This is a genomic window from Chelatococcus sambhunathii (assembly GCF_001418005.1).
GTDB lineage: Bacteria > Pseudomonadota > Alphaproteobacteria > Rhizobiales > Beijerinckiaceae > Chelatococcus_A > Chelatococcus_A sambhunathii.
The window spans coordinates 1-17,736 of record NZ_LIOL01000019.1 but is presented as its reverse complement, the minus strand read 5'-3'; the positions used below and the strand labels follow the sequence as shown (position 1 = coordinate 17,736).

General features: G+C 67.6%; 26 protein-coding genes. 9 read left to right on the top strand and 17 right to left on the bottom strand.

Annotated features, from left to right (window positions below; all coding sequences use genetic code 11):
* Position 1: 1 nt before the first annotated feature.
* Entirely contained in the window at positions 2–1,189 is a 1,188-nt protein-coding gene (locus ASC46_RS20100) for a GNAT family N-acetyltransferase (RefSeq protein ID WP_055461073.1), read from the bottom strand.
* 108 nt (positions 1,190–1,297) lie between these two features.
* On the opposite strand from ASC46_RS20100, the gene ASC46_RS20095 reads away from it, so the two are divergent.
* Positions 1,298–2,353 carry a polysaccharide deacetylase family protein gene (locus ASC46_RS20095; RefSeq protein ID WP_055461072.1) on the top strand — a complete coding sequence of 352 codons (1,056 nt, stop codon included), beginning with the start codon at positions 1,298–1,300 and terminating at the stop codon, positions 2,351–2,353.
* 21 nt (positions 2,354–2,374) lie between these two features.
* Here the strand turns inward: ASC46_RS20095 and ASC46_RS20090 are convergent, their stop codons facing one another.
* Positions 2,375–2,590 (bottom strand): DUF2842 domain-containing protein, encoded by a 216-nt coding sequence (locus ASC46_RS20090; RefSeq protein ID WP_055461071.1) that lies wholly within the window; start codon positions 2,588–2,590, stop codon positions 2,375–2,377.
* A gap of 133 nt (positions 2,591–2,723) precedes the next feature.
* On the opposite strand from ASC46_RS20090, the gene ASC46_RS20085 reads away from it, so the two are divergent.
* Both ASC46_RS20085 and ASC46_RS20080 read left to right on the top strand, forming a co-directional pair.
* Positions 2,724–3,818 (top strand): COX15/CtaA family protein, encoded by a 1,095-nt coding sequence (locus ASC46_RS20085; RefSeq protein ID WP_055461070.1) that lies wholly within the window; start codon positions 2,724–2,726, stop codon positions 3,816–3,818.
* Between the two features lie 229 nt (positions 3,819–4,047).
* On the top strand, positions 4,048–4,257 hold the full coding sequence (locus ASC46_RS20080) for a hypothetical protein (protein ID WP_141659736.1): 210 nt from the start codon (positions 4,048–4,050) through the stop codon (positions 4,255–4,257).
* 13 nt (positions 4,258–4,270) lie between these two features.
* Here the strand turns inward: ASC46_RS20080 and ASC46_RS20075 are convergent, their stop codons facing one another.
* From ASC46_RS20075 to ASC46_RS20050, 6 genes are all read right to left on the bottom strand, one after another.
* Positions 4,271–5,563 carry an O-acetylhomoserine aminocarboxypropyltransferase/cysteine synthase family protein gene (locus tag ASC46_RS20075; RefSeq protein ID WP_055461068.1) on the bottom strand — a complete coding sequence of 431 codons (1,293 nt, stop codon included), beginning with the start codon at positions 5,561–5,563 and terminating at the stop codon, positions 4,271–4,273.
* Between the two features lie 24 nt (positions 5,564–5,587).
* Entirely contained in the window at positions 5,588–6,868 is a 1,281-nt protein-coding gene (locus ASC46_RS20070) for an O-acetylhomoserine aminocarboxypropyltransferase (RefSeq protein ID WP_055461067.1), read from the bottom strand.
* A gap of 109 nt (positions 6,869–6,977) precedes the next feature.
* Complete coding sequence (locus tag ASC46_RS20065) at positions 6,978–7,478, bottom strand: DUF1801 domain-containing protein (protein WP_055461066.1); 501 nt, start codon at positions 7,476–7,478, stop codon at positions 6,978–6,980.
* Between the two features lie 4 nt (positions 7,479–7,482).
* The gene (locus ASC46_RS20060) at positions 7,483–7,713 is read right to left on the bottom strand and encodes a hypothetical protein (protein WP_055461065.1); all 231 of its coding nucleotides are present in this window, start codon (positions 7,711–7,713) and stop codon (positions 7,483–7,485) included.
* A 48-nt stretch (positions 7,714–7,761) separates the two neighbouring features.
* Positions 7,762–8,172: an SRPBCC family protein gene (locus tag ASC46_RS20055; RefSeq protein ID WP_055461064.1), complete on the bottom strand. Its 411-nt coding sequence runs from the start codon at positions 8,170–8,172 to the stop codon at positions 7,762–7,764.
* Positions 8,169–8,495 (bottom strand): ArsR/SmtB family transcription factor, encoded by a 327-nt coding sequence (locus ASC46_RS20050; RefSeq protein WP_055461063.1) that lies wholly within the window; start codon positions 8,493–8,495, stop codon positions 8,169–8,171. The genes ASC46_RS20055 and ASC46_RS20050 overlap by 4 nt, the downstream gene beginning before the upstream one ends.
* Positions 8,496–8,551: 56 nt before the next feature.
* On the opposite strand from ASC46_RS20050, the gene ASC46_RS21450 reads away from it, so the two are divergent.
* Positions 8,552–8,719, top strand: a complete 168-nt coding sequence (locus ASC46_RS21450; protein ID WP_157672362.1) for a hypothetical protein — start codon at positions 8,552–8,554, stop codon at positions 8,717–8,719.
* Here the strand turns inward: ASC46_RS21450 and ASC46_RS20045 are convergent.
* Together ASC46_RS20045 and ASC46_RS20040 are read right to left on the bottom strand one after the other, a co-directional pair.
* Positions 8,713–9,294, bottom strand: coding sequence for a CoA-binding protein (locus tag ASC46_RS20045; protein WP_055461062.1), 582 nt, complete (start codon positions 9,292–9,294; stop codon positions 8,713–8,715). The genes ASC46_RS21450 and ASC46_RS20045 overlap by 7 nt on opposite strands.
* Positions 9,291–10,106 carry an enoyl-CoA hydratase gene (locus ASC46_RS20040; RefSeq protein WP_055461061.1) on the bottom strand — a complete coding sequence of 272 codons (816 nt, stop codon included), beginning with the start codon at positions 10,104–10,106 and terminating at the stop codon, positions 9,291–9,293. The genes ASC46_RS20045 and ASC46_RS20040 overlap by 4 nt, the downstream gene beginning before the upstream one ends.
* 126 nt (positions 10,107–10,232) lie before the next feature.
* On the opposite strand from ASC46_RS20040, the gene ASC46_RS20035 reads away from it, so the two are divergent.
* From ASC46_RS20035 to rpsI, 3 genes are all read left to right on the top strand, one after another.
* The gene (locus tag ASC46_RS20035) at positions 10,233–10,676 is read left to right on the top strand and encodes a PaaI family thioesterase (RefSeq protein WP_055461060.1); all 444 of its coding nucleotides are present in this window, start codon (positions 10,233–10,235) and stop codon (positions 10,674–10,676) included.
* A gap of 206 nt (positions 10,677–10,882) precedes the next feature.
* The gene (gene rplM / locus ASC46_RS20030; RefSeq protein WP_055461059.1) at positions 10,883–11,347 is read left to right on the top strand and encodes a 50S ribosomal protein L13; all 465 of its coding nucleotides are present in this window, start codon (positions 10,883–10,885) and stop codon (positions 11,345–11,347) included.
* Positions 11,348–11,349: 2 nt separating this feature from the next.
* The gene (rpsI, locus tag ASC46_RS20025; RefSeq protein WP_055461058.1) at positions 11,350–11,832 is read left to right on the top strand and encodes a 30S ribosomal protein S9; all 483 of its coding nucleotides are present in this window, start codon (positions 11,350–11,352) and stop codon (positions 11,830–11,832) included.
* An 86-nt stretch (positions 11,833–11,918) separates the two neighbouring features.
* On the opposite strand, the gene ASC46_RS20020 is transcribed toward rpsI, so the two are convergent.
* Together ASC46_RS20020 and ASC46_RS20015 are read right to left on the bottom strand one after the other, a co-directional pair.
* A complete protein-coding gene (locus ASC46_RS20020; RefSeq protein ID WP_072249640.1) occupies positions 11,919–12,260 on the bottom strand; it encodes a DUF6665 family protein in 342 nt (113 codons plus the stop codon).
* A gap of 37 nt (positions 12,261–12,297) precedes the next feature.
* A complete protein-coding gene (locus tag ASC46_RS20015) occupies positions 12,298–12,726 on the bottom strand; it encodes a rhodanese-like domain-containing protein (protein ID WP_055461056.1) in 429 nt (142 codons plus the stop codon).
* 144 nt (positions 12,727–12,870) lie between these two features.
* On the opposite strand from ASC46_RS20015, the gene ASC46_RS20010 reads away from it, so the two are divergent.
* Both ASC46_RS20010 and ASC46_RS20005 read left to right on the top strand, forming a co-directional pair.
* Positions 12,871–13,569: a DUF599 domain-containing protein gene (locus ASC46_RS20010; protein WP_055461055.1), complete on the top strand. Its 699-nt coding sequence runs from the start codon at positions 12,871–12,873 to the stop codon at positions 13,567–13,569.
* A gap of 31 nt (positions 13,570–13,600) precedes the next feature.
* Positions 13,601–13,876 (top strand): DUF3253 domain-containing protein, encoded by a 276-nt coding sequence (locus ASC46_RS20005; protein ID WP_055461054.1) that lies wholly within the window; start codon positions 13,601–13,603, stop codon positions 13,874–13,876.
* A 6-nt stretch (positions 13,877–13,882) separates the two neighbouring features.
* Here the strand turns inward: ASC46_RS20005 and ASC46_RS20000 are convergent, their stop codons facing one another.
* From ASC46_RS20000 to ASC46_RS19980, 5 genes are all read right to left on the bottom strand, one after another.
* Positions 13,883–14,674, bottom strand: coding sequence for a YdcF family protein (locus ASC46_RS20000; RefSeq protein ID WP_055461053.1), 792 nt, complete (start codon positions 14,672–14,674; stop codon positions 13,883–13,885).
* Positions 14,675–14,707: 33 nt separating this feature from the next.
* A complete protein-coding gene (locus ASC46_RS19995; RefSeq protein ID WP_055461052.1) occupies positions 14,708–15,226 on the bottom strand; it encodes a lysozyme inhibitor LprI family protein in 519 nt (172 codons plus the stop codon).
* A gap of 128 nt (positions 15,227–15,354) precedes the next feature.
* A complete protein-coding gene (locus ASC46_RS19990; RefSeq protein ID WP_055461051.1) occupies positions 15,355–16,191 on the bottom strand; it encodes an aldo/keto reductase in 837 nt (278 codons plus the stop codon).
* A 54-nt stretch (positions 16,192–16,245) separates the two neighbouring features.
* Positions 16,246–17,082 carry an ornithine lipid ester-linked acyl 2-hydroxylase OlsC gene (gene olsC, locus ASC46_RS19985; RefSeq protein WP_072249639.1) on the bottom strand — a complete coding sequence of 279 codons (837 nt, stop codon included), beginning with the start codon at positions 17,080–17,082 and terminating at the stop codon, positions 16,246–16,248.
* Positions 17,083–17,385: 303 nt separating this feature from the next.
* A partial coding sequence (locus tag ASC46_RS19980; RefSeq protein ID WP_169790124.1) for an IS5 family transposase occupies positions 17,386–17,736 on the bottom strand: 351 nt, incomplete at its 5' end.

The window sequence follows — 17,736 nt, the reverse complement described above, 5'->3', positions numbered from 1 at the left end:
GTCAGGCCGCGGGGGCGGGCTTCAGCCGCTGATAGAGCGCCGACAGCCTTTCCGACTGCTTGACGCGACGCTTGGCCCACACCGCGGCCTTGAGTGGCGGAGCAAGGAGCCGCCCCTTCGCCGAGACGGGGACGATGCCGTCGCGCAGCTCCATGACCTCCTTGCAGAAGACGCGCTTGTACGGCAGGTCGCCGACGCCGAGATCGAAATGGGTGAAGCCTTCCGCGGTCAGTGCCTCGATCATGTGGATGAACAGGACCTCCGCCGGGCTCGAGCGCGAGATCTCCGGCCGCTGGTCGAAGGAGTGGAACATGACGCTCATGTGCGTGCCCCAGACGGTGCCCGCCCGCGTTGCGACGATCTCGTTGCCGACCAGAAGGGCGTAGAGCCTGAGCGGCGGCGGGCTGCCGTCGGGCTGCGGCAGGCAGGCGGCAAGCAGAAAGGCCTGGATGCCCGGATCGACAAAGGGATTGGCGATCTTCTGCGCGGCGAAGCGCTCGGCCTTCTGGGCGAGGAAGGCGGCAAGCGCGCGCCGCACGTCCTCCTTGCTCTCCATCAGGCGGGCAACGAACGTCCCCCGCTCCGACAGGGCCCGTTCCTTCGACTTGAAGACGCGACGGCGCTTGGGACTGAGGATGTGCGTGCGCGCCTCGGCGGCCGGGAAGTCGACCGTGAGCTGATAGCCGTTGCTCGGGCTCGGCTGCGACATGACGGCGGCGAGCGCATTCTCCTCTCCGTGCCAGGCCTGCGGCTGATGGCGGAAGATGAAGAGGTCGATGCCGGCAGCCCGGCCGGCCCGCTGCAGCGCCTCTGCCCATTCGTCCGCGGAGGGCGCGCCCCCATGGGCCAGGAGCGGCATGTGGAAATTGGCATGGCCGGCGCCTGGCATGGTCGCCACCGTCAGCCCCCGCCGGGAGAAGACGTCGAGCGGCAGCAGCGCCCGCACCGCACCGGCTTCGTTGCGCACCCGCAGCAGCATCCGCTTCGGCCGCCGTCTGTCCTGCCAGCAATGGTCGTAGGCGCTGACCCAGGCATGGGACTGGTAGGGCGACATGAGCGCCTTGCGCTCGAAGTCGCGCCAGCAGGAGGCGATGGCGGCCGGATCGTCGAGGATGTCGACCACAAGGCCGACGCTTGCGTCCTGCACGGCCACCGGGGCATCGTCGAAGACGTCGAGATTGGTCGTCATCGCTCCCATTCCTGCAAAGACCTGTTTCAAAATGACGCAGCGTTTCGCGTCCGCGCCGTTGCACGGGCGGTTCTGATCCTCTCCTAGCAAGGAAACGGCCAAGGAAGCATGAATCTACGCAGCACGATCATCCGCTTCGGTATGCAGGCGATCAGCCTGACTGGGGCGGACCGCTGGCTGGCCAGCGCGGCGCGGGGCAGGGGAGCGATCCTGATGCTGCACCATGTGCGCCCGGATGCCGGCCGCGGCTTTGCGCCCAACGCCCTTCTGGAGGTGACGCCCGGCTTTCTCGACGAGGTGCTGACGCTCGCGAAGGCGGAGGGCTTCGTCTTCGTGCCGCTCGACGAGGTGCCGGAGCGGCTCGCCGATCCGCGCCCGGGCGCGGCGCCCTTCCTGGCGCTGACCTTCGACGACGGCTACCGCGACAATGTCGTCCATGCGCAGCCCGTCCTCGAACGGCACGGAGCCCCCTGGACGGTCTTCGTCACTACCGGTTTCGCCGACCGCACGGCGCGCCTGTGGTGGCTGGAGCTGGAGGAGGCCGTGCGTCGGCTCGACCATGTGGCGGTCGACGACGGCGACCTCGCCATCGCCCATCCGGCCCGGACCGATGCCGAGAAGAGCGCGGCCTTCGAACAGCTTTACTGGGCGCTGCGGCGCGGGCCGGAAGAGCGGCTGCTCGCCGTCATCGCGGGTCTTGCCGAGCGGGCGGGCGTCGATGGCCGTGCACTCGTCGAGGAGCTCTGCCTCGACTGGGCGGAGATCGCGGCGCTGGCGCGCGTGCCGGGCGTCACCATCGGCGCCCACACCCTGACCCATCCGATGCTGGCGAAGCACGACGCGGCGCGGGTGCGCGAGGAGATCGAGCGCTCCCGGGCCATCATCGCCGAGCGTGTCGGGCAGCCGGTGCGGCACTTCGCCTATCCCGTCGGCGATCCGACGTCGGCGGGACCGCGGGAGTTCGCCATCACCCGAGAGGCCGGCTTCGCGACCGCCGTGACGACGCGCCCGGGTCATCTCTTCGTGGCGCACGCACAGCATCTGACGGCACTGCCGCGCGTGTCCCTCAACGGCCTCTACCAGACGAGGGCGGCGGCGCGGGCGCTCTTGTCGGGCGTGCCATTCCTCTTGTGGAACCGGGGGCGCAAGCTCGACGTCGCTTGAACAGGCCTGCGTAAGGGATTCTCAAGTCTCGCCTTTGTCCTTGCGCTCCATCCACCACACGAGCGGCAGCAAGGGGATGATCCAGCCGATGCCGACAATGGCGTAGAAGAGGAGTTCGACGCCCTTCGCCATCTCGGGCAGCCGGCTCTGCGCGAGTGCCATGACGACGAGCGCATAGACGCAGACGAAGATCAGCATTGCGATGGTGCCGACGAGCTTGCGTGTGCGCCGTTGCATGGGGGCTCCTCATCAGGTTCCGGGGTGCGGCGGTGCGGCTCGTTGTGCCGCCGCCTGCAAAGGCCTATGTCTCGCGGGACGAACGGGCCCGCAAGGGCCTTGCCGCCGCAGGAAGTAGACAGTTTCGCGCGCCATGAACAGTGCCGTTTCCATTTCCGCTCCGCAGGTCGACCGGGAGGCCTCGCGCCGCATGGCGCCGGTCCGGGCATGGCTCTGGCTGCTCGCCGGCCTCGTGCTCGTCATGATCCTCGTTGGCGGCGCGACGCGCCTCACGGATTCCGGCCTGTCGATCACCGAATGGAAGCCGGTCACCGGCGCCCTCCTGCCGATGAGCGAGGAAGCCTGGCAGCGCGAGTTCGACCTCTACCGCCAGATCCCGCAATACGAGCTCGTCAACAAGGGCATGACCCTCGCCGAGTTCAAGTCGATCTACCTGTGGGAGTGGGGGCATCGCCAGCTTGGCCGCTTCATCGGGCTCGCCTTCTTCCTGCCGCTCGCGTTCTTCGCCTGGCGCGGGCAGGTGCGCGGGCGCCTGCTGCTGACCATCGCCGCCATCGGCGCCATGGGCGGGCTGCAGGCCACCGTCGGCTGGATCATGGTCGCCTCCGGCCTGAAGCCGGGCATGACGGCGGTCGCGCCGGTCAAGCTCATGCTGCACATGCTCATCGCCTGCGGCATTCTCGGCGCCCTCGTCTGGGTCGCGACTGGCCTCGGCCGCTTTGCGCCGGAGCATGCGCCGGCGCGCCTCAGGCGCACCGCTTCGCTGTTGATCGGTTTCACCGTGCTGCAGATCGCCCTCGGCGCGATCGTCGCCGGGCTCGACGCGGGCCTCTCCTACAACACCTGGCCGCTGATGGACGGGCGCCTCGTGCCCGCCGCCGGGACGCTCTTCCCGATCACGCCGTGGGCGGAGAACTTCGTCGAGAGCATCGCCCTCGTGCAGTTCAACCACCGCCTGGGTGCCTATGTGCTGCTCGCTCTCGCCCTGTGGCATGCGGTGAACGCTTTGCGTAGCATGCCGGGGAGCGCGACGGCGCGACGGGCCGTGCTGCTCGCGGCCTTCGTCCTCGCCCAGGCGCTCGTCGGCATCACCACCCTGCTGCTCGTCGTGCCTTTATGGGCCGCGCTGCTGCACCAGGGCCTCGCCGTTCTGCTGCTCGGCGCCTGCGTCCACCACCGGCGCCGACTGGCCGAGCCGGCGCCGTTCGCGGTACCGGCTCGGGCCTGAGGCCGCTGGTCTTTTCCTCGGTACGCCGCGGCGCCGGCAGGCCGGCGCAAGCCTTGTCCCGTTAATCCTCGGGCCGCATCCCACCGGATGTCGACGCTTTAGTCCGAATGGGTGAGTCGTGCGTTCGCGCACCTCGACGGGCGCCGGTCGCGCTCAGCATAAAGCTGCGTTAAGGTTCGCGTCAGGCGGACGACGGCTGGCGCTGATGGAGGGCACGTCGATGGCGGGCATGGTGACGATCTTCCACGCGGGTTTGTGGCCGGGGATCGCTGCATCCTGCATCTGCATGGCCGAGCTCGCGGACGGCGCGACGCGTCGGCGCGCGCGCCGCACGCATTCAGCTGCACGCGAACTCTTCCAACTGCGGCCGGTTGTCGCCACGGTGTCCGAGGCGGGCCGCCGCGTTCGGCCGCCCGCGGATTCGAGCTATCACTGCTGAGGGGAGCGGCGGCTCAGGAAGCCGCAGCCAGCGCCTGATCGATGTCGGCGATGATGTCCGCCGCATCCTCCAGCCCGATCGACAGGCGCACCACATTGCCGGCAACACCTGCCTTCGCCCGTTCCTGCGGCGGCATGTTGCGGTGCGTGGTCGTCGCCGGATGGATCGCGAGCGAGCGTGTCTCGCCGATATTGGCGATGTGCGAGAAGAGCTTGAGCGCCGCGATGAAGCGCGTCGCAGCCTGGTCCCCGCCCTTGAGCGCCACGGTGAAGACGGAGCCTGCCCCCTCCGGGCTGTAGCGATCGGCGAGCGCCTTGCCGGGATGGCCCTCGATGGAGGGATAGCTCACCGCCGCCACGGCCGGATGACCGGCAAGGTGCTGCGCCACGGCCTTGGCATTGGCGCAGTGGCGCGCCATGCGCAGCGGAAGCGTCTCGATGCCGGTCAGTGTCAGGAAGGCGGTGGCCGGCGAGATGCCCGGGCCGAGGTCGCGCAGGCCATAGAGCCGGGCCGCGACGGCGAAGGCGTTCTTCGGGAAGGCCTCGGCGAGCACGATGCCTTCGTAGTCGCCCCACGGCGCCGAGATGAGCGGGTAACGCGCGTCGCCCGCCCAGTCGAAGCTGCCGCCGTCGGTGATGATGCCGCCGATGACCTGTCCGTGGCCGCCGAGGAACTTCGACGTCGAATGGAAGACGATATCGGCCCCGTGCTCGAACGGCCGGATAAGATAGGGGCTCGCCAGCGTGTTGTCGACGATGAGCGGCACCTTGTGGCGCCTGGCGATGGCCGAGATCGCCTGAAGATCGACCACGCTGCCGCAGGGATTGACGATGGATTCGACGACGATCGCCTTCGTCTTCTCCGTCACGGCGGCCGCGACGCTGGCCGGATCGGTCGGGTCGGCGAAATGGACCTTCAGGCCATGGCGCTGCTCGAGACGGCGCATGAGGCCGAGCGAGCCGCCGAAGAGGCGGCTGGCAGCGACATATTCGTCGCCGCTTTCCATGAGCGTGAGCAGGATGACGAGAAGGGCCGCCTGGCCGGAGCCGATGGCGACCGACATGGTGCCGCCCTCGAGATCCGTGACGCGGCGCTCCAGCGCCGCCGTCGTCGGGTTGCTGCCGCGCGAATAGGAGAAGCCGATCTTGCGCAGGGCGAAGATGTCGGCCGCCTCTTCGGGATCGTCGAAGACGAAGCCGTTCGTCAGATAGATCGGCGTGGTGCGAGCCCCCGTCGCCGGGTCGGGCGCCGCCCCCGCGTGCACCGCCCGCGTGGCAAAGCCCGTCTTGTTACAATGATCGCTCATGGGTCAGGCTCCGCAACGGCAGGCTCAGGCCGACAGGGCCTGGTCGAGATCGGCGATGAGATCGGCCGGGTCTTCGAGGCCGATGGACAGGCGCACCACGTCCGGCCCGGCGCCGGCGGCCACCTTCTGCTCGTCGCCGAGCTGGCGGTGGGTGGTCGAGGCCGGGTGGATGACGAGCGAGCGCGTGTCGCCGATGTTGGCGAGGTGCGAGAAGAGCTGCAGCTTCGAGACGAGGCTGACGCCCGCCTCGTAACCACCCTTGAGGCCGAAGGTGAAGACGGCGCCGGCGCCCTTCGGGCAGTAACGCCTGGCGAGCGTGTAATAGCGGTCGCCCTCGAGGCCGGGGTAGCTCACCCAGGCGACGGCCGGATGGCTGGCGAGGTGCTTTGCCACCATGAGCGTCGAATCCGAGGCGCGCTGCATGCGCAGCGGCAGGGTCTCGATGCCGTTGAGGATGAGGAAGGCGTTGAAGGGCGACAAAGCCGGGCCGAGGTCGCGCAGGCCGAGCACCCGCGTCGCGATGGCGAAGGCGAAGTTGCCGAAGGTCTCACCGAGCACCATGCCGCCGTATTCCGGCCGCGGCTTCGACAGCATCGGATAGCGCTCGTCGCCGACCCAGTTGAAGGTGCCGCCGTCGACGATGAGGCCGGCGATGGAATTGCCGTGCCCGCCGAGGAATTTCGTGGCCGAATGGATGACGATGTCGGCCCCGTGCTCGAAGGGGCGCCATAGGTAGGGCGTCGCCATCGTGTTGTCGACGATGAGCGGGATATTGGCGCGCTTGGCAATGGCGGAGATGGCGGCGATATCGACGATGACGCCGCCCGGATTGGCGATCGACTCGACGAAGATCGCCTTGGTCTTGGGCGTCAGGGCCCGCTCGAAGGTGGACAGGTCGTCAGGGTCGGCCCAGACGACGTTCCAGCCGAAGCTCTTGTAGGAATGGTTGAACTGGTTGATCGAGCCGCCGTAGAGCTTCTTCGAGGCGATGAACTCGTCGCCCGGCTGCAGCAGGGCGTGGAAGGTGAGGAACTCCGCCGCATGGCCGGAGGCGACGGCGAGCGCCGCCGTGCCGCCCTCGAGCGCCGCCACGCGCTCCTCCAGCACCGCGCAGGTCGGGTTGCCGATGCGCGTGTAGATGTTGCCGAAGGCCTGCAGGCCGAAGAGCGAGGCCGCGTGGTCGACGTCGTCGAAGACGAAGGAAGTCGTCTGGTAGATGGGCGTGGCGCGCGCGCCGGTCGCCGGATCGGGCTGGGCACCGGCGTGGATGGCAAGTGTATTGAACCCGGGCACACGGTCGGCCATGGAACATCTCCTCCGGCATTCGCTTTAAAAGGCGTTCGTTCGTAATAACGAACGGCGCGTTTGCCGTCAACGAGGAGGAGGGAGGAAGGGACCTGCGTGTGCCGGCTGCTCAGATCTTTTCGCCGGGCAAGCGGCTGGCCTGCTTCACCCAGTCCGCGAACTGCCCTTCGTCAAGACCGCCCTCGTGGATGTCGAGATAGCGGACGTCCTTGTGCTTGGACGCGCCGGGCGGAACGGGATCGAGCGAGGTGCCGCGGAAGAATGTCACCTTCACGTATTTCGTGAAGCAATGAAAGCTCAGGAACCATCCCTGGCCCTCCACGCCGTAGAAGGGCGAGTTCCATTTGACGGCCTTCATCACGCCCGGAACCGTCCGCACGATCAGCATGTCGAGGCGGCGGCCGAGCTCGCTCTTCCAGCCCGGCATGGCCGCGATATAGGCCTCTACGGGGGCATCGCCGTATCCCTTGGGGATCTGGGGATTGCCCCCGGAGAGAAGAACGGCTCCGCCCGGCTGCGCCGCTTCCGTTGCAGCCCCGGTGGCGGCCTTCGTCCTTGCCGTTTTCGCAGGCTTGACCGCTTTCGCAGGTTTGGCGGGCAGCTTCGTCATCCGTTCACTGTTCCTGCGGGATGTGGCGCATGGTACGCCACCGCGCGGCATGAGGCTGCGCGAACATGTAGAGGCCCGTGGGAATCAGCAGGAAGAGCGGGACGAGCGCCAGGAGATGGACCCAGAAGCGCGGCTCCGCGCCGCCCCACGTGGCGACGACGTTGGCGATGAAGCCCACGGTGAAAGCAACCGACAGCCACCGGTGGAAACGGCGGATCGACGCGCTCCAATTCATCGGGAGGTCCTTTTCTTCCTTCCGGAATGGCTTCGACGACCGGCGGCCTCAATCGATCCGCGACAGAACATCGTCCAGCGCCGAGAGGAACCGCGGCCAGCCCGCCATGGCGCCCCGGTAATAGGACTGCTGATCCGGCCGGAAACCCGTCTGCTCCATGCGCAGGTGGGTGCCGGTCTCCGTTGGCGTCAGTGTCCACGTGACGACGCTTTCGAGGTCCTTGGTATCCCACCGATAGGACAGCCGCTTGTCGGGCTCGACGATCTCGACCCGGCAGTCGACCGCGCCCCAGTCGGCGGTGAGGTTGAAGCGGTGGTTCACCACCGGCTTGAAGTCGTTCTTCATGAGCCATTCCTCGATGAGGTGCGGCTGTGTGAGGGCGCGCCAAAGCTTTTCCGGCGGGTAGGGGAATTCCCGTTCGACGACGACGAAGAGGCGTTCGGTGGCTGTGTCGCTCATTGGTCCATTCTCTTGAGCAGGTCTTCGAGGTCATCGAACCTGGCCTGCCAGAAGCCCGACATCTGCCTGGTCCAGTCGATCAGCGGGGCGAGGGCGGCACGTTGTGCGCTGTAATGCGTCTGGCGGCCCTCGTGACGGTCGCGCACCAGCCCCGCCCGCTTCAGGATCCCGAGATGCTTCGAAACCGCCGGCTGGGAGACCCCCGCCTTGGCCGTCAGCGCGGCGACCGTCTGGTCGCCGTCGCGGCACAGCCGCTCGAAAATGGCGCGCCGCGTCGGATCGGCGAGCGTCCTGAAGAGGAGGTCGTGGGCTTGCGATGTCACGATCGATAACTTTCCAGCTATGAATAATCCATAACTGGCGAGCTATGGGTGAGTCAATGGGCTTCCTGCCGGCGATGCTGCGCGTGCTCGATGGAAATAGCGAAGGCAAGCGCCGTCGGTCCGCTGGCAACGGTCCGGGCGGGTCGTCGATGATCAGAAAGGCAGGAGAAAAGAAAGGTTCTGCCGAAGTGTTCCGCCGTTCGCTCGAACGAACGGCTTACTGATCGCCCGGCTTGAAGATGGTGCGCTTCTGGAAGCCCTTGTCGGCCATGGCCGGCTTCTTGGCCGAGATGATACGCGAATTGATGCCCTGCCAGCCGATCTCGCCGGAGAGGCGCCCGTATTCGATCTTGGGGCAGCGGTTCATGACGACCTTGAGCCCGCGCGCCTCGGCCCGCTCGGCGGCCGCGTCGTTGCGCACCGACAGCTGCATCCAGATGACCCGGGGCCGCGGCGAGAGCGCCAGCGCCTCGTCCGTCACCGGGCCCGCGGCCTCGGAGTTGCGGAAGATCTCCACCATGTCGACCGGGTGGGGAATGTCTGCGAGCCGGCCGTAGACCGTCTTGCCGAGCAGGGTCTTGCCGGCGAGGCCCGGGTTGATCGGGATGACGTCGTAGCCTCGTTCGATCAGGTATTTCATGACGATATAGCTCGGCCGGGCCGGATTGGCCGAGGCGCCGACGAGCGCGATCGTCTTCACGCTCTTCAAGATGTCGCGGATATAGGCATCGGGATAATTGTCATGCTCCACGGCGCCGGGCGCCGCGGCCCGGGTGGAGGAGGGGGCGTTCGGGATCATCGGCCCTGCCAGTTCGGTTCGCGTTTCTCGATGAAGGCGCCGATGCCCTCTTCGGCATCGCGTGCCAGCATGTTCTCCACCATCACGGCGCTGGCGTGCCGGTAGGCGTCGCTCAGGCCCATCTCGAGCTGTTCGTAGAAGGCGCGCTTGCCGATCTTCAGCGTCAGCGGCGACTTGGCGGCAATGGTGCGCGCCATGACGAGCGCCGCTGCGAGCGCCTCCCCCTCGCCGACGACGCGGTTGACGAGGCCGAAGCGCGCCGCGTCCTGCGCGTCGACCATCTCGCCCGTCAGCAGCATTTCCATGGCGTGCTTGCGTGAGATGTTGCGCGACAGCGCGACCATCGGCGTCGAACAGAAGAGGCCGATGTGGACGCCCGGCGTGCAGAATCGCGCCGCCGCTCCCGCGACGGCGAGATCGCAGCTCGCCACCAGCTGGCAGCCGGCAGCGGTGGCGACGCCCTCGACGGCGGCGATCACCGGCTGCGGCAGGCGCACGATACGCTGCATCATGGCCGAGCAGGTGCCGAGCACGTCGCTGAAATAAGCGCGTCCGCGGTCCGGGTCCGCGCGGTGGGCGGTCATCTCCTTGAGGTCATGCCCGGCGGAGAAGACCGGGCCCGCGGCCGCAAGGACGACGACGCGCACGTCCGGCCGGCGGGCGATACCGTCGAGCGCTTCGCTGACGGCGGCCATCAATGCCTCGCTCAGGCTGTTGCGCGCCCTCGGCCGGTTGAGCGTGAGGAGCGCGATGCCCTCCTCGGGCTCCTCCACGAGGAGCACGGGCGTGTCGATCGTCGTCTCGGTATTCATGCATTCCTCGCCGGGCGCGGGCGCCGAAGGCCGGTTTGCCGATCTGCCTATTGTCGGCGGCGTCACAGCATGCTGCAACCAACGCAATATGGTCGAGATCCATGAAACGGGAAGGGGGATGCGCGCATGGCGGCATGGGCAGAGTTGCAGCCGGTGATGAGCGTGGCCGAGCTCGAGGCGTTCCTGGACAGGGAATTCCCCCAGATTCACGCCGGCGGGCGCATCTATGGCGTCGAGGCGGTGGGGCCGATGTCGGCGCGCCTGCGCTGCGCCTATGACGAGCGCCACATCCGCCCCGGCGGCACCATCTCGGGGCCGACCATCATGGCGCTCGCCGATCTTGCGCTCTATGTCGCCATCCTCGGCGCCATCGGCCCGGTCGGCCTCGCCGTCACCACCAACCTGTCCTTCCACTTCCTGCGCAAGCCCGGCCGGCGCGACCTTCTCGCCGACTGCCGCCTGCTCAAGCTCGGCAAGCGCCTCGCCGTCGGCGAGGTCACCATCTTCTCGGACGGGGAGGAGGAGCCCGTCGCCCATGCGACAGGGACCTATTCCATCCCGCCGCGGTGAAGAAAATTGCGGTATTATAATACCTTTATAGGTAAGTAATTGATATTTAACGGGTTGTCCGCGTCGGCGCCTCGCCGCCGTGCTTGACGCGGGCGCCGGCCTCATGTAGAGCACGCCCACCTTGAACGGCGCTGCCCTGTGCGGCGCCGTTGCAGTGTTCCCGCGGGGGCCTCGCGAAGGTCTCTGCATCATCTCGGAAGAGACCCATGAAGACCTATTCGGCAAAGCCGGCCGACGTCGAGAAGAAGTGGGTGCTCATCGATGCGAAGGGCCTTGTCGTCGGCCGCCTCGCTTCGATCGTAGCCATGCGCCTGCGTGGCAAGCACAAGCCCTCCTTCACGCCTCACGTCGACTGCGGCGACAACGTCATCGTCATCAATGCGGACAAGGTGGTGTTCACCGGCCGCAAGCGTGAGCAGAAGGTGTACTACCACCACACCGGCTATCCGGGTGGCATCAAGGAGCGCACCGCCAAGTTCATCCTCGAGGGCCGCTTTCCCGAGCGCGTCGTCGAGAAGGCGGTGGAGCGCATGCTCCCGCGCGGCCCGCTCGGCCGCAAGCAGCTCGGCAACCTGCGCGTCTACGGCGGTTCGCAGCATCCGCACGAGGCTCAGCAGCCCGAGGCGCTGGACGTCGCCGCGCTCAATTCGAAGAACGTGAGGAGCGCCTGATCATGGCCGAGACCCTCCAGAGCCTTTCCGATCTCGGGCAGGCCGTCGCCCCGCAGGCCGCGCCCGAGGCGCCCGTGCACGAGCAGAAGCTCGACAAGCTCGGCCGCGCCTATGCCACCGGCAAGCGCAAGGACGCCATCGCGCGCGTCTGGATCAAGCCCGGCGCCGGCAAGATCGTCGTCAACGACCGCGAACTCGACGTCTATTTTGCGCGTCCGGTACTGCGCATGATCCTGCAGCAGCCGCTCGTGCTGACCGAGCGCGTCGGCCAGTACGACGTGATGGTCAACGTCACCGGCGGCGGCCTCTCCGGCCAGGCCGGTGCCGTACGCCACGGCCTCGCCAAGGCGCTGACCTACTATGAGCCTGAGCTGCGCTCCGTCCTCAAGAAGCAGGGCTTCCTGACGCGCGACAGCCGCGTCGTCGAGCGCAAGAAGTACGGCCGCGCCAAGGCCCGCCGTTCCTTCCAGTTCTCGAAGCGTTGATCGCCTCGCGTTTCACGCTTTCCACGCGAAAGGGCGGCCTCGGGCCGCCCTTTTGTTTTCGGCTCTCGCCTGGGCGCACCGGGCCACTATCGCCTATCCGCCGGCGGCCCGATGCCCATGGCGTTGATCACCTCCTGCGGCACCCGGTAGTCGCGGTAGAGCTGGGCGCTCGAGCGCAGGCCGCAGGCCTCGCGCTGGACGACGAGGTGCCACAGCGCGGTGCCCGCCTGCCGCACCAGCCGTTTCCGGTCGGTGTCGGTGCCTCTGCCGGCATCGCAGGCCTCGATGGCGGCGAGCGCGGCTTCGAGCGCCCGCCCCAGACGCCCGAGGGCGGAGGCGCTTTCCTGCAGCATCTCCTGCTGCAGGGCGTCATTGGCCATGCCGGTTACATCGGCGCGGGAGGTGAGGCGAGGGGGACGCAGGCTCATCGGCTGCCCGGCTCACATTGCCTTTATCGCTGCCGCATCACTTCGCGGCCACCGGCCGTTGCTCCCGCAGTTCGAAGCGCCCGGTCGGCCCGCCGGCCTCGCGCCAGGCGGCGAAGCCGCCGCCGAGATGGGCGACGGGCTTGAGCCCCATCCGCGCGGCCGTCGCCGCGCCGAGCGCCGAGCGCCAGCCGCCGGCACAGAAGAAGATGAAGCGCTTGTCCTGCGAGAAGATGCATTTGTGGTAGGGGCTCTCCGGGTCGATCCAGAACTCCAGCATGCCGCGCGGGCAATGGAAAGCGCCGGGGATGGTGCCTTCGCGCTCCAGCTCGCGCGGGTCGCGCAAGTCCACAAAAACGACATCGTCGCGGCCATGCAGGGCGATGGCTGCCGCCGCGTCGATGGTCTCGATGGCGCGCTCGGCCTCGGCGAGCATCGTTTTGAATCCCAGGGTGATGGTCTGCGGCATCGTCTTGATCCTCCCGCTGCCCGCGGCTGGCAGGCCATGCTAGCGCGGCCGCCTCTTCCCTGGGGAGATCGCGGCGTGCCGATTGTTCCCGCACCGGCCATCGGGCACGATGTTCGTGATTGGACATCTATATGGGGATGGCACGTGGAGGTTTTCAGCCCGGCGGACTATGTCGCCCTCGGCTTTTTCGTCGCTGCCTGGATCGGCTACAAGATCGTCGTCGAGCACTCGCGCTGGGCCGAGCAGAGCCTCAACGTGATGATGAACAATTATCGCCACGTCTGGATGGCGCGGATGCTCGAGCGCGAATTGCGCATCGTCGATACGACCATCATGGCGACGCTGCAGAACGGCACCGCCTTCTTCGCCTCCACGTCGCTCATCGTCATCGGTGGCGCGCTCGCCTTGCTGCGGTCCACTGACGAGGTGCTCAATCTCGTTGCCGATCTGCCCTTTGGCCTGCAGACCACTCGCCTTGCCTGGGAGTTGAAGGTGATCGGCATCGTCATCATCTTCGGCTACGCCTTCTTCAAGTTTTCCTGGTCGTACCGTCTGTTCAACTATGCCGCGATCCTCATCGGCGCGACGCCGGCGGCGGAGAAGGGCCGCGCGCCGGACGCCCCGGCGCGGGCGGCCGCCGCGCGAGCGGGGCAGATGGCAGTCGTCGCGGGGCGCCACTTCAACCGCGGCCAGCGCGCTTTCTTCTTCGCGCTCGCCTATCTCGGCTGGTTCCTAAGCCCCTATCTCTTCTTTTTCTCGACGGCCGCGGTGCTCGTCGTCATGGCGCGGCGCCAGTTCTCGTCGGAGGCGCGGGCCGCCCTCGACGTGCGCGAACGCGATTGACGCGGCGACCCCGGACAGGCAGGCAGGAGCGATGAAAGCCGATGCGACTCGCGACGCCGAAATCGCCACCCTCATGCTTACGCTCGCCGCTGCATGCGGACCGGGCAAGACGCTGGATCCGACCGTGGTTGCCCGTGCCTACGCAGGCCCGCATCCGGATGGCTGGGGCCCGCTGATGCAGCCCGTCCGGCGCGTCGCCGTGGCCCTCGCGCACGAGGGACGCCTCGTCATCTACCGCAAGGGCAAGCCGGTCGACCCCGACGACTTCCGCGGCATCTACCGCATCGGCCTGCCGCATGTGGAATGAAGCCGCTCACCGGCCCGGCAGCAGCGTCGGCGTGTAGCCCATCAGGCGGTAGGCCACGAGGCCGACCCATTCCTTGGTGGAGAGGTCCGCGAGGCGCAGCCCCTCCGAGAAGGTGCGGAAGGGGCGGTAGAAGTCGTCCGGCTTGCCGTCGGCATGAAAGTCGACCGGATAAGGCACCACATCGAAGCCGACGGCCTCGAAGCAGCCGACGGCGCGTGGCATGTGATAGGCCGAGGTGACGAGCAGCCAGCGCTCGCCGGGCTGCGGCTGCACCAGGTCGCGGGTGAAGAGCGCATTCTCCCGCGTGTTGCGCGAGCGGTCCTCGTAGAGGACATTCTCCGTCCGCATGCCGAGCGAGACGAACAGCGCTCGCGCCGCATCGGCTTCCGTGTATTCCTCTTCCGTCAGCAGGCTGGCCGAGCCGCCGGTGAAGACGATGCGGACCTCGGGAAGGCGACGCGCAAGCTCGATCGTCGCTGTCATGCGCGCGGCGGCGTCGGTGAACTTGATCTGATGGCGGTTCATGCCGATGGCGCCGCCGAGCACGATGACGCCGGCGACGGGCTCGCCATCGAGGCGCGGCACGGCCGCGAAGCGGTCCTCCAGAACCCGCATCGAGATGCGGGCGAGCGGCGAGGCCCCGACGATCAGAAAGCCGACGATGCCGATGGCCACGAGGCCGTGGCCGAGGCGCCGGTAGCGCGAGAAGAGCAGCAAGAGCCCGACAAGCGCGATGACGGTCAGCACGTTGCTCGGCGTGACGAAGAACCAGAAGATCTTCGAGAGATAGAAAAACATGGCTGCCCCGTATTGCCCGCCTGGTGCCCCCGATCAGTGGGCCTCGCTCAGCCGCCGCAGCAGTCGCTCGACATGGATGGTGCGCTCGGCCACCTCCCTGAGCTCGCAGCCCGCCTCGAAGACCGCCGCGCGCGGCGAGGCGGGGAAGGCCTGCGAGATGAAGCTGCAGTTGAGGTCCGCATAGCTCTCCCAGGCCTGCTGCACGGCCGTGAAGTGGGTGCGTGCCGCCCCGTCGAGCTTGCCGTCGAGGGCGGCGATCGCGCTCGTCATGCGCTCGCGCCAGACGGCGACCTCACGGCGTGAGCAGGCGATCTCCGCCGCATGACGGTCACCGCCGTCGCGCCGGGCGCAGACGAGCGCGATGGAACCGATGCAGGCGGACGGGGCGCGGCCGCTCTCGCCGAGGCATTGGGCCATCGCGTCGCGGTCGGAGGCGATGGTGCCGCCGGTGCCTTCCGGCTCCGCCGCCGAGGAGAGGGTGGCGAGTCCCGCGACGGCGATCGCGAGAAGGCCCGTCGCCACCGCAGCGGCACGGCGACCGGATCTCGGCATGGGAGGCTGCTGCATCGAATCGCGTTCCTGCTTGGTGGAACCATCGCGTCAGACCGCAGCCCGCCGTCGGGCGGCGGTGTCTGCCACGGCCCGGCGGAGGAAGGCTAGGGCAACCGCCGCTAGCGACCTCATGCAGCCTTGTCCCAGGCAGGCGCCCAGGAGGGATCGATCATGCGCCCGTCGGGCCGGGCGAGCCCGCTGATCCGCGCCACCTCGTCCTCGTCGAGCGCGAAGTCGAAGATGTCGATGTTCTGCGCGATGCGCTCGCGATTGGCGGATTTCGGGATGGCGACGACCCCCGGCTGCTGGACGTGCCAGCGCAGCACGACCTGGGCCGGCGTCCTGCCGTGCCGCTCGGCGACCTCGACCACCGTGCGCTCGTCAAGCAACTGGCCCCGTCCGAGCGGGCAATAGGCCGTGAAGGCAAGGCCGTGACGGCGGCAGGCATCGAGAACCTTCGACTGGTCGAGGTAGGGGTGATACTCGCACTGGTTGGCGACCAGGGGCTCGTCCGAGCGCGCCACCGCCTCGTCGAGCAGCGCGACGGGGAAGTTGGAGACACCGATGTGGCGCGTGAGCCCGTCGCGCCTCGCCCGGCCGAGCGCCTTGATCGTCTCCTTGAGCGGGATGCTGGCATTCGGCCAGTGGATGAGCAGCAGGTCGACCGCATCGAGGCCGAGGCGTCTGAGGCTGGCCTCGGCCGAGCGCATCAGATTGCTCTCGGACAGGTCCTCGTACCAGACCTTCGTCGTCACGAACAGCTTGTCGCGGGAGATGCCGGAGGCGCGGATGCCTTGTCCCACCGCCTCCTCGTTGCCGTAGCGGGCGGCGGTGTCGATGTGGCGGTAGCCCGCCTCGATCGCCCACTGCACGGCGGCGATGCAGGCGTCATTCGTTGCTTCCCAGGTGCCGAGCCCGAGAGCGGGAATGGCGGCGCCATTGGCTTCGACGAGCGGAGCTGTCATGCGGATTACCTCGTTCGTTGGGACGTCGGTTGCCGGGCCAGCCGCGGACGCAACTCAGCCGGCGGCCTTGCTGTTGCGCAGCGCCTCGGCCTGGGCATAGAAGCGCTTTTCCCACTCTTTGTGATTGTCGAGCCCCTCGCGGATGAAAGGCGTGAAGACCGCGATGTTGAGCAGCAGCCAGTTGACGAGGTTCGCCGGGAAGCGCAGCGGCTTGACGAAATCGACGAAGAGCACGACGCGCGTCTTGTCCGTGTGGTTCCAGGCCTCGTGGTTGTAGGCGTCGTCGAAGACGAGCGCCTTGCCCTCTTCCCAGTGGCAGATCTGCTTGTCGACGCGGATGGCGAGCTTGTCGCGCGGCTCGGGCACGATGAGGCCAAGGTGCAGGCGCAGCACGCCGTTGTAGGGCCCGCGATGCGCCGGCAGGTGCTTGCCGGGCTCGAAGATGGAGAACATCGCCGTCTTGAGGCCCGGGATCTTCTGCACGATGCGCCAGGTCTCGGGGCACTGCCTGATGTTCTGCTCCGACGTGAGGCCGTAGCCGGCGAGGAAGAAGGTCTTCCACCCCGTGTCCGTGCTGATGGTCTTCACGTCCGTGGAGATGTCCTGGAAGGAGGGCAGGTCCGCCTGGCGCACCAGGACCTTCTCCAGCTCGGCGCGGATGAGGGGCCACTCGCGCTCGATCTCGGCCACCCAGGGAAAGGTGGTGTTGTCGTAGACGGGCGGGTTGCCGACCTTGGAATATTTGAGGTTGAGCTTCTCGGCCCAGGCGACGGTGCCCATGAGCACGCGCGTGACGAGGCTCGGCCGGTCCATCGGAGCGATGCCCTCGGTGCCGAAGGTTTGTGTCGCGCCGCCGGCCGTGGCCGTGGGATTGTGGGCTTCCTGCTTCAAAGTTCCTGCTCCCGCTCCTGGGTGCCCCGCGCATATGGTCTTGCGGTTTCAACCGCGCTCAACCGTAGTTAGCTAATGATAGCCGCCGACGGCCGCAACGGTCCTGGATGCGATCCTATCGCCCACTGCATGCAAGAGAAGCGGGGTCGACAGCAGATTGGAGCCGTTCGAAACAGCAGCGAGCGCGCGCGCCCGTCACTGCGGCCGCGGGCAGTTCGATTGTCGGCGATGGCGATTTTATGGCGGGAGAGCTGCGCGCTGATGCAGGCTGAAGATCAACCAATACTTTTGAAAGCGCCATCACTAGGCCGTAGACTCATAACCGCGTAGCCAGATGCGGATGGACGCGAGCTTCACGGCGGCGAGGAAGTTTTCCGCCGTCTTGTCGAAGCGGGTGGCGATACGGCGGAAGTGTTTGATCTTGTTGAAGAAGCGCTCGACGAGGTTGCGCGCCTTGTAGAGGTGCCTGGAGAAGCAGATCGGGTCCTTGCGGTTGCGCTTGGGCGGGATGTTCGCCCATGCGTTCCGCTCGGCGACGGCAGCGCGCAGGTCGTTGGCGTCGTATCCCTTGTCGGCCAGCAGCATTGAGCCCGGCGCGAGATGCCCGATCAGGTCTTTGGCACTCGCGAGGTCGCTGGCTTGGCCTGCCGTGAG

Bases quoted from the DNA above. Each gene is read 5' to 3' on its own strand.
- ASC46_RS20100 (WP_055461073.1), bottom strand. From the start codon at position 1,189: ATGACGACCAATCTCGACGTCTTCGACGATGCCCCGGTGGCCGTGCAG.
- ASC46_RS20095 (WP_055461072.1), top strand. From the start codon at position 1,298: ATGAATCTACGCAGCACGATCATCCGCTTCGGTATGCAGGCGATCAGC.
- ASC46_RS20090 (WP_055461071.1), bottom strand. From the start codon at position 2,590: ATGCAACGGCGCACACGCAAGCTCGTCGGCACCATCGCAATGCTGATC.
- ASC46_RS20085 (WP_055461070.1), top strand. From the start codon at position 2,724: ATGAACAGTGCCGTTTCCATTTCCGCTCCGCAGGTCGACCGGGAGGCC.
- ASC46_RS20080 (WP_141659736.1), top strand. From the start codon at position 4,048: ATGGTGACGATCTTCCACGCGGGTTTGTGGCCGGGGATCGCTGCATCC.
- ASC46_RS20075 (WP_055461068.1), bottom strand. From the start codon at position 5,563: ATGAGCGATCATTGTAACAAGACGGGCTTTGCCACGCGGGCGGTGCAC.
- ASC46_RS20070 (WP_055461067.1), bottom strand. From the start codon at position 6,868: ATGGCCGACCGTGTGCCCGGGTTCAATACACTTGCCATCCACGCCGGT.
- ASC46_RS20065 (WP_055461066.1), bottom strand. From the start codon at position 7,478: ATGACGAAGCTGCCCGCCAAACCTGCGAAAGCGGTCAAGCCTGCGAAA.
- ASC46_RS20060 (WP_055461065.1), bottom strand. From the start codon at position 7,713: ATGAATTGGAGCGCGTCGATCCGCCGTTTCCACCGGTGGCTGTCGGTT.
- ASC46_RS20055 (WP_055461064.1), bottom strand. From the start codon at position 8,172: ATGAGCGACACAGCCACCGAACGCCTCTTCGTCGTCGTCGAACGGGAA.
- ASC46_RS21450 (WP_157672362.1), top strand. From the start codon at position 8,552: ATGGGCTTCCTGCCGGCGATGCTGCGCGTGCTCGATGGAAATAGCGAA.
- ASC46_RS20045 (WP_055461062.1), bottom strand. From the start codon at position 9,294: ATGATCCCGAACGCCCCCTCCTCCACCCGGGCCGCGGCGCCCGGCGCC.
- ASC46_RS20040 (WP_055461061.1), bottom strand. From the start codon at position 10,106: ATGAATACCGAGACGACGATCGACACGCCCGTGCTCCTCGTGGAGGAG.
- ASC46_RS20035 (WP_055461060.1), top strand. From the start codon at position 10,233: ATGGCGGCATGGGCAGAGTTGCAGCCGGTGATGAGCGTGGCCGAGCTC.
- rplM (WP_055461059.1), top strand. From the start codon at position 10,883: ATGAAGACCTATTCGGCAAAGCCGGCCGACGTCGAGAAGAAGTGGGTG.
- rpsI (WP_055461058.1), top strand. From the start codon at position 11,350: ATGGCCGAGACCCTCCAGAGCCTTTCCGATCTCGGGCAGGCCGTCGCC.
- ASC46_RS20020 (WP_072249640.1), bottom strand. From the start codon at position 12,260: ATGAGCCTGCGTCCCCCTCGCCTCACCTCCCGCGCCGATGTAACCGGC.
- ASC46_RS20015 (WP_055461056.1), bottom strand. From the start codon at position 12,726: ATGCCGCAGACCATCACCCTGGGATTCAAAACGATGCTCGCCGAGGCC.
- ASC46_RS20005 (WP_055461054.1), top strand. From the start codon at position 13,601: ATGAAAGCCGATGCGACTCGCGACGCCGAAATCGCCACCCTCATGCTT.
- ASC46_RS20000 (WP_055461053.1), bottom strand. From the start codon at position 14,674: ATGTTTTTCTATCTCTCGAAGATCTTCTGGTTCTTCGTCACGCCGAGC.
- ASC46_RS19995 (WP_055461052.1), bottom strand. From the start codon at position 15,226: ATGCCGAGATCCGGTCGCCGTGCCGCTGCGGTGGCGACGGGCCTTCTC.
- ASC46_RS19990 (WP_055461051.1), bottom strand. From the start codon at position 16,191: ATGACAGCTCCGCTCGTCGAAGCCAATGGCGCCGCCATTCCCGCTCTC.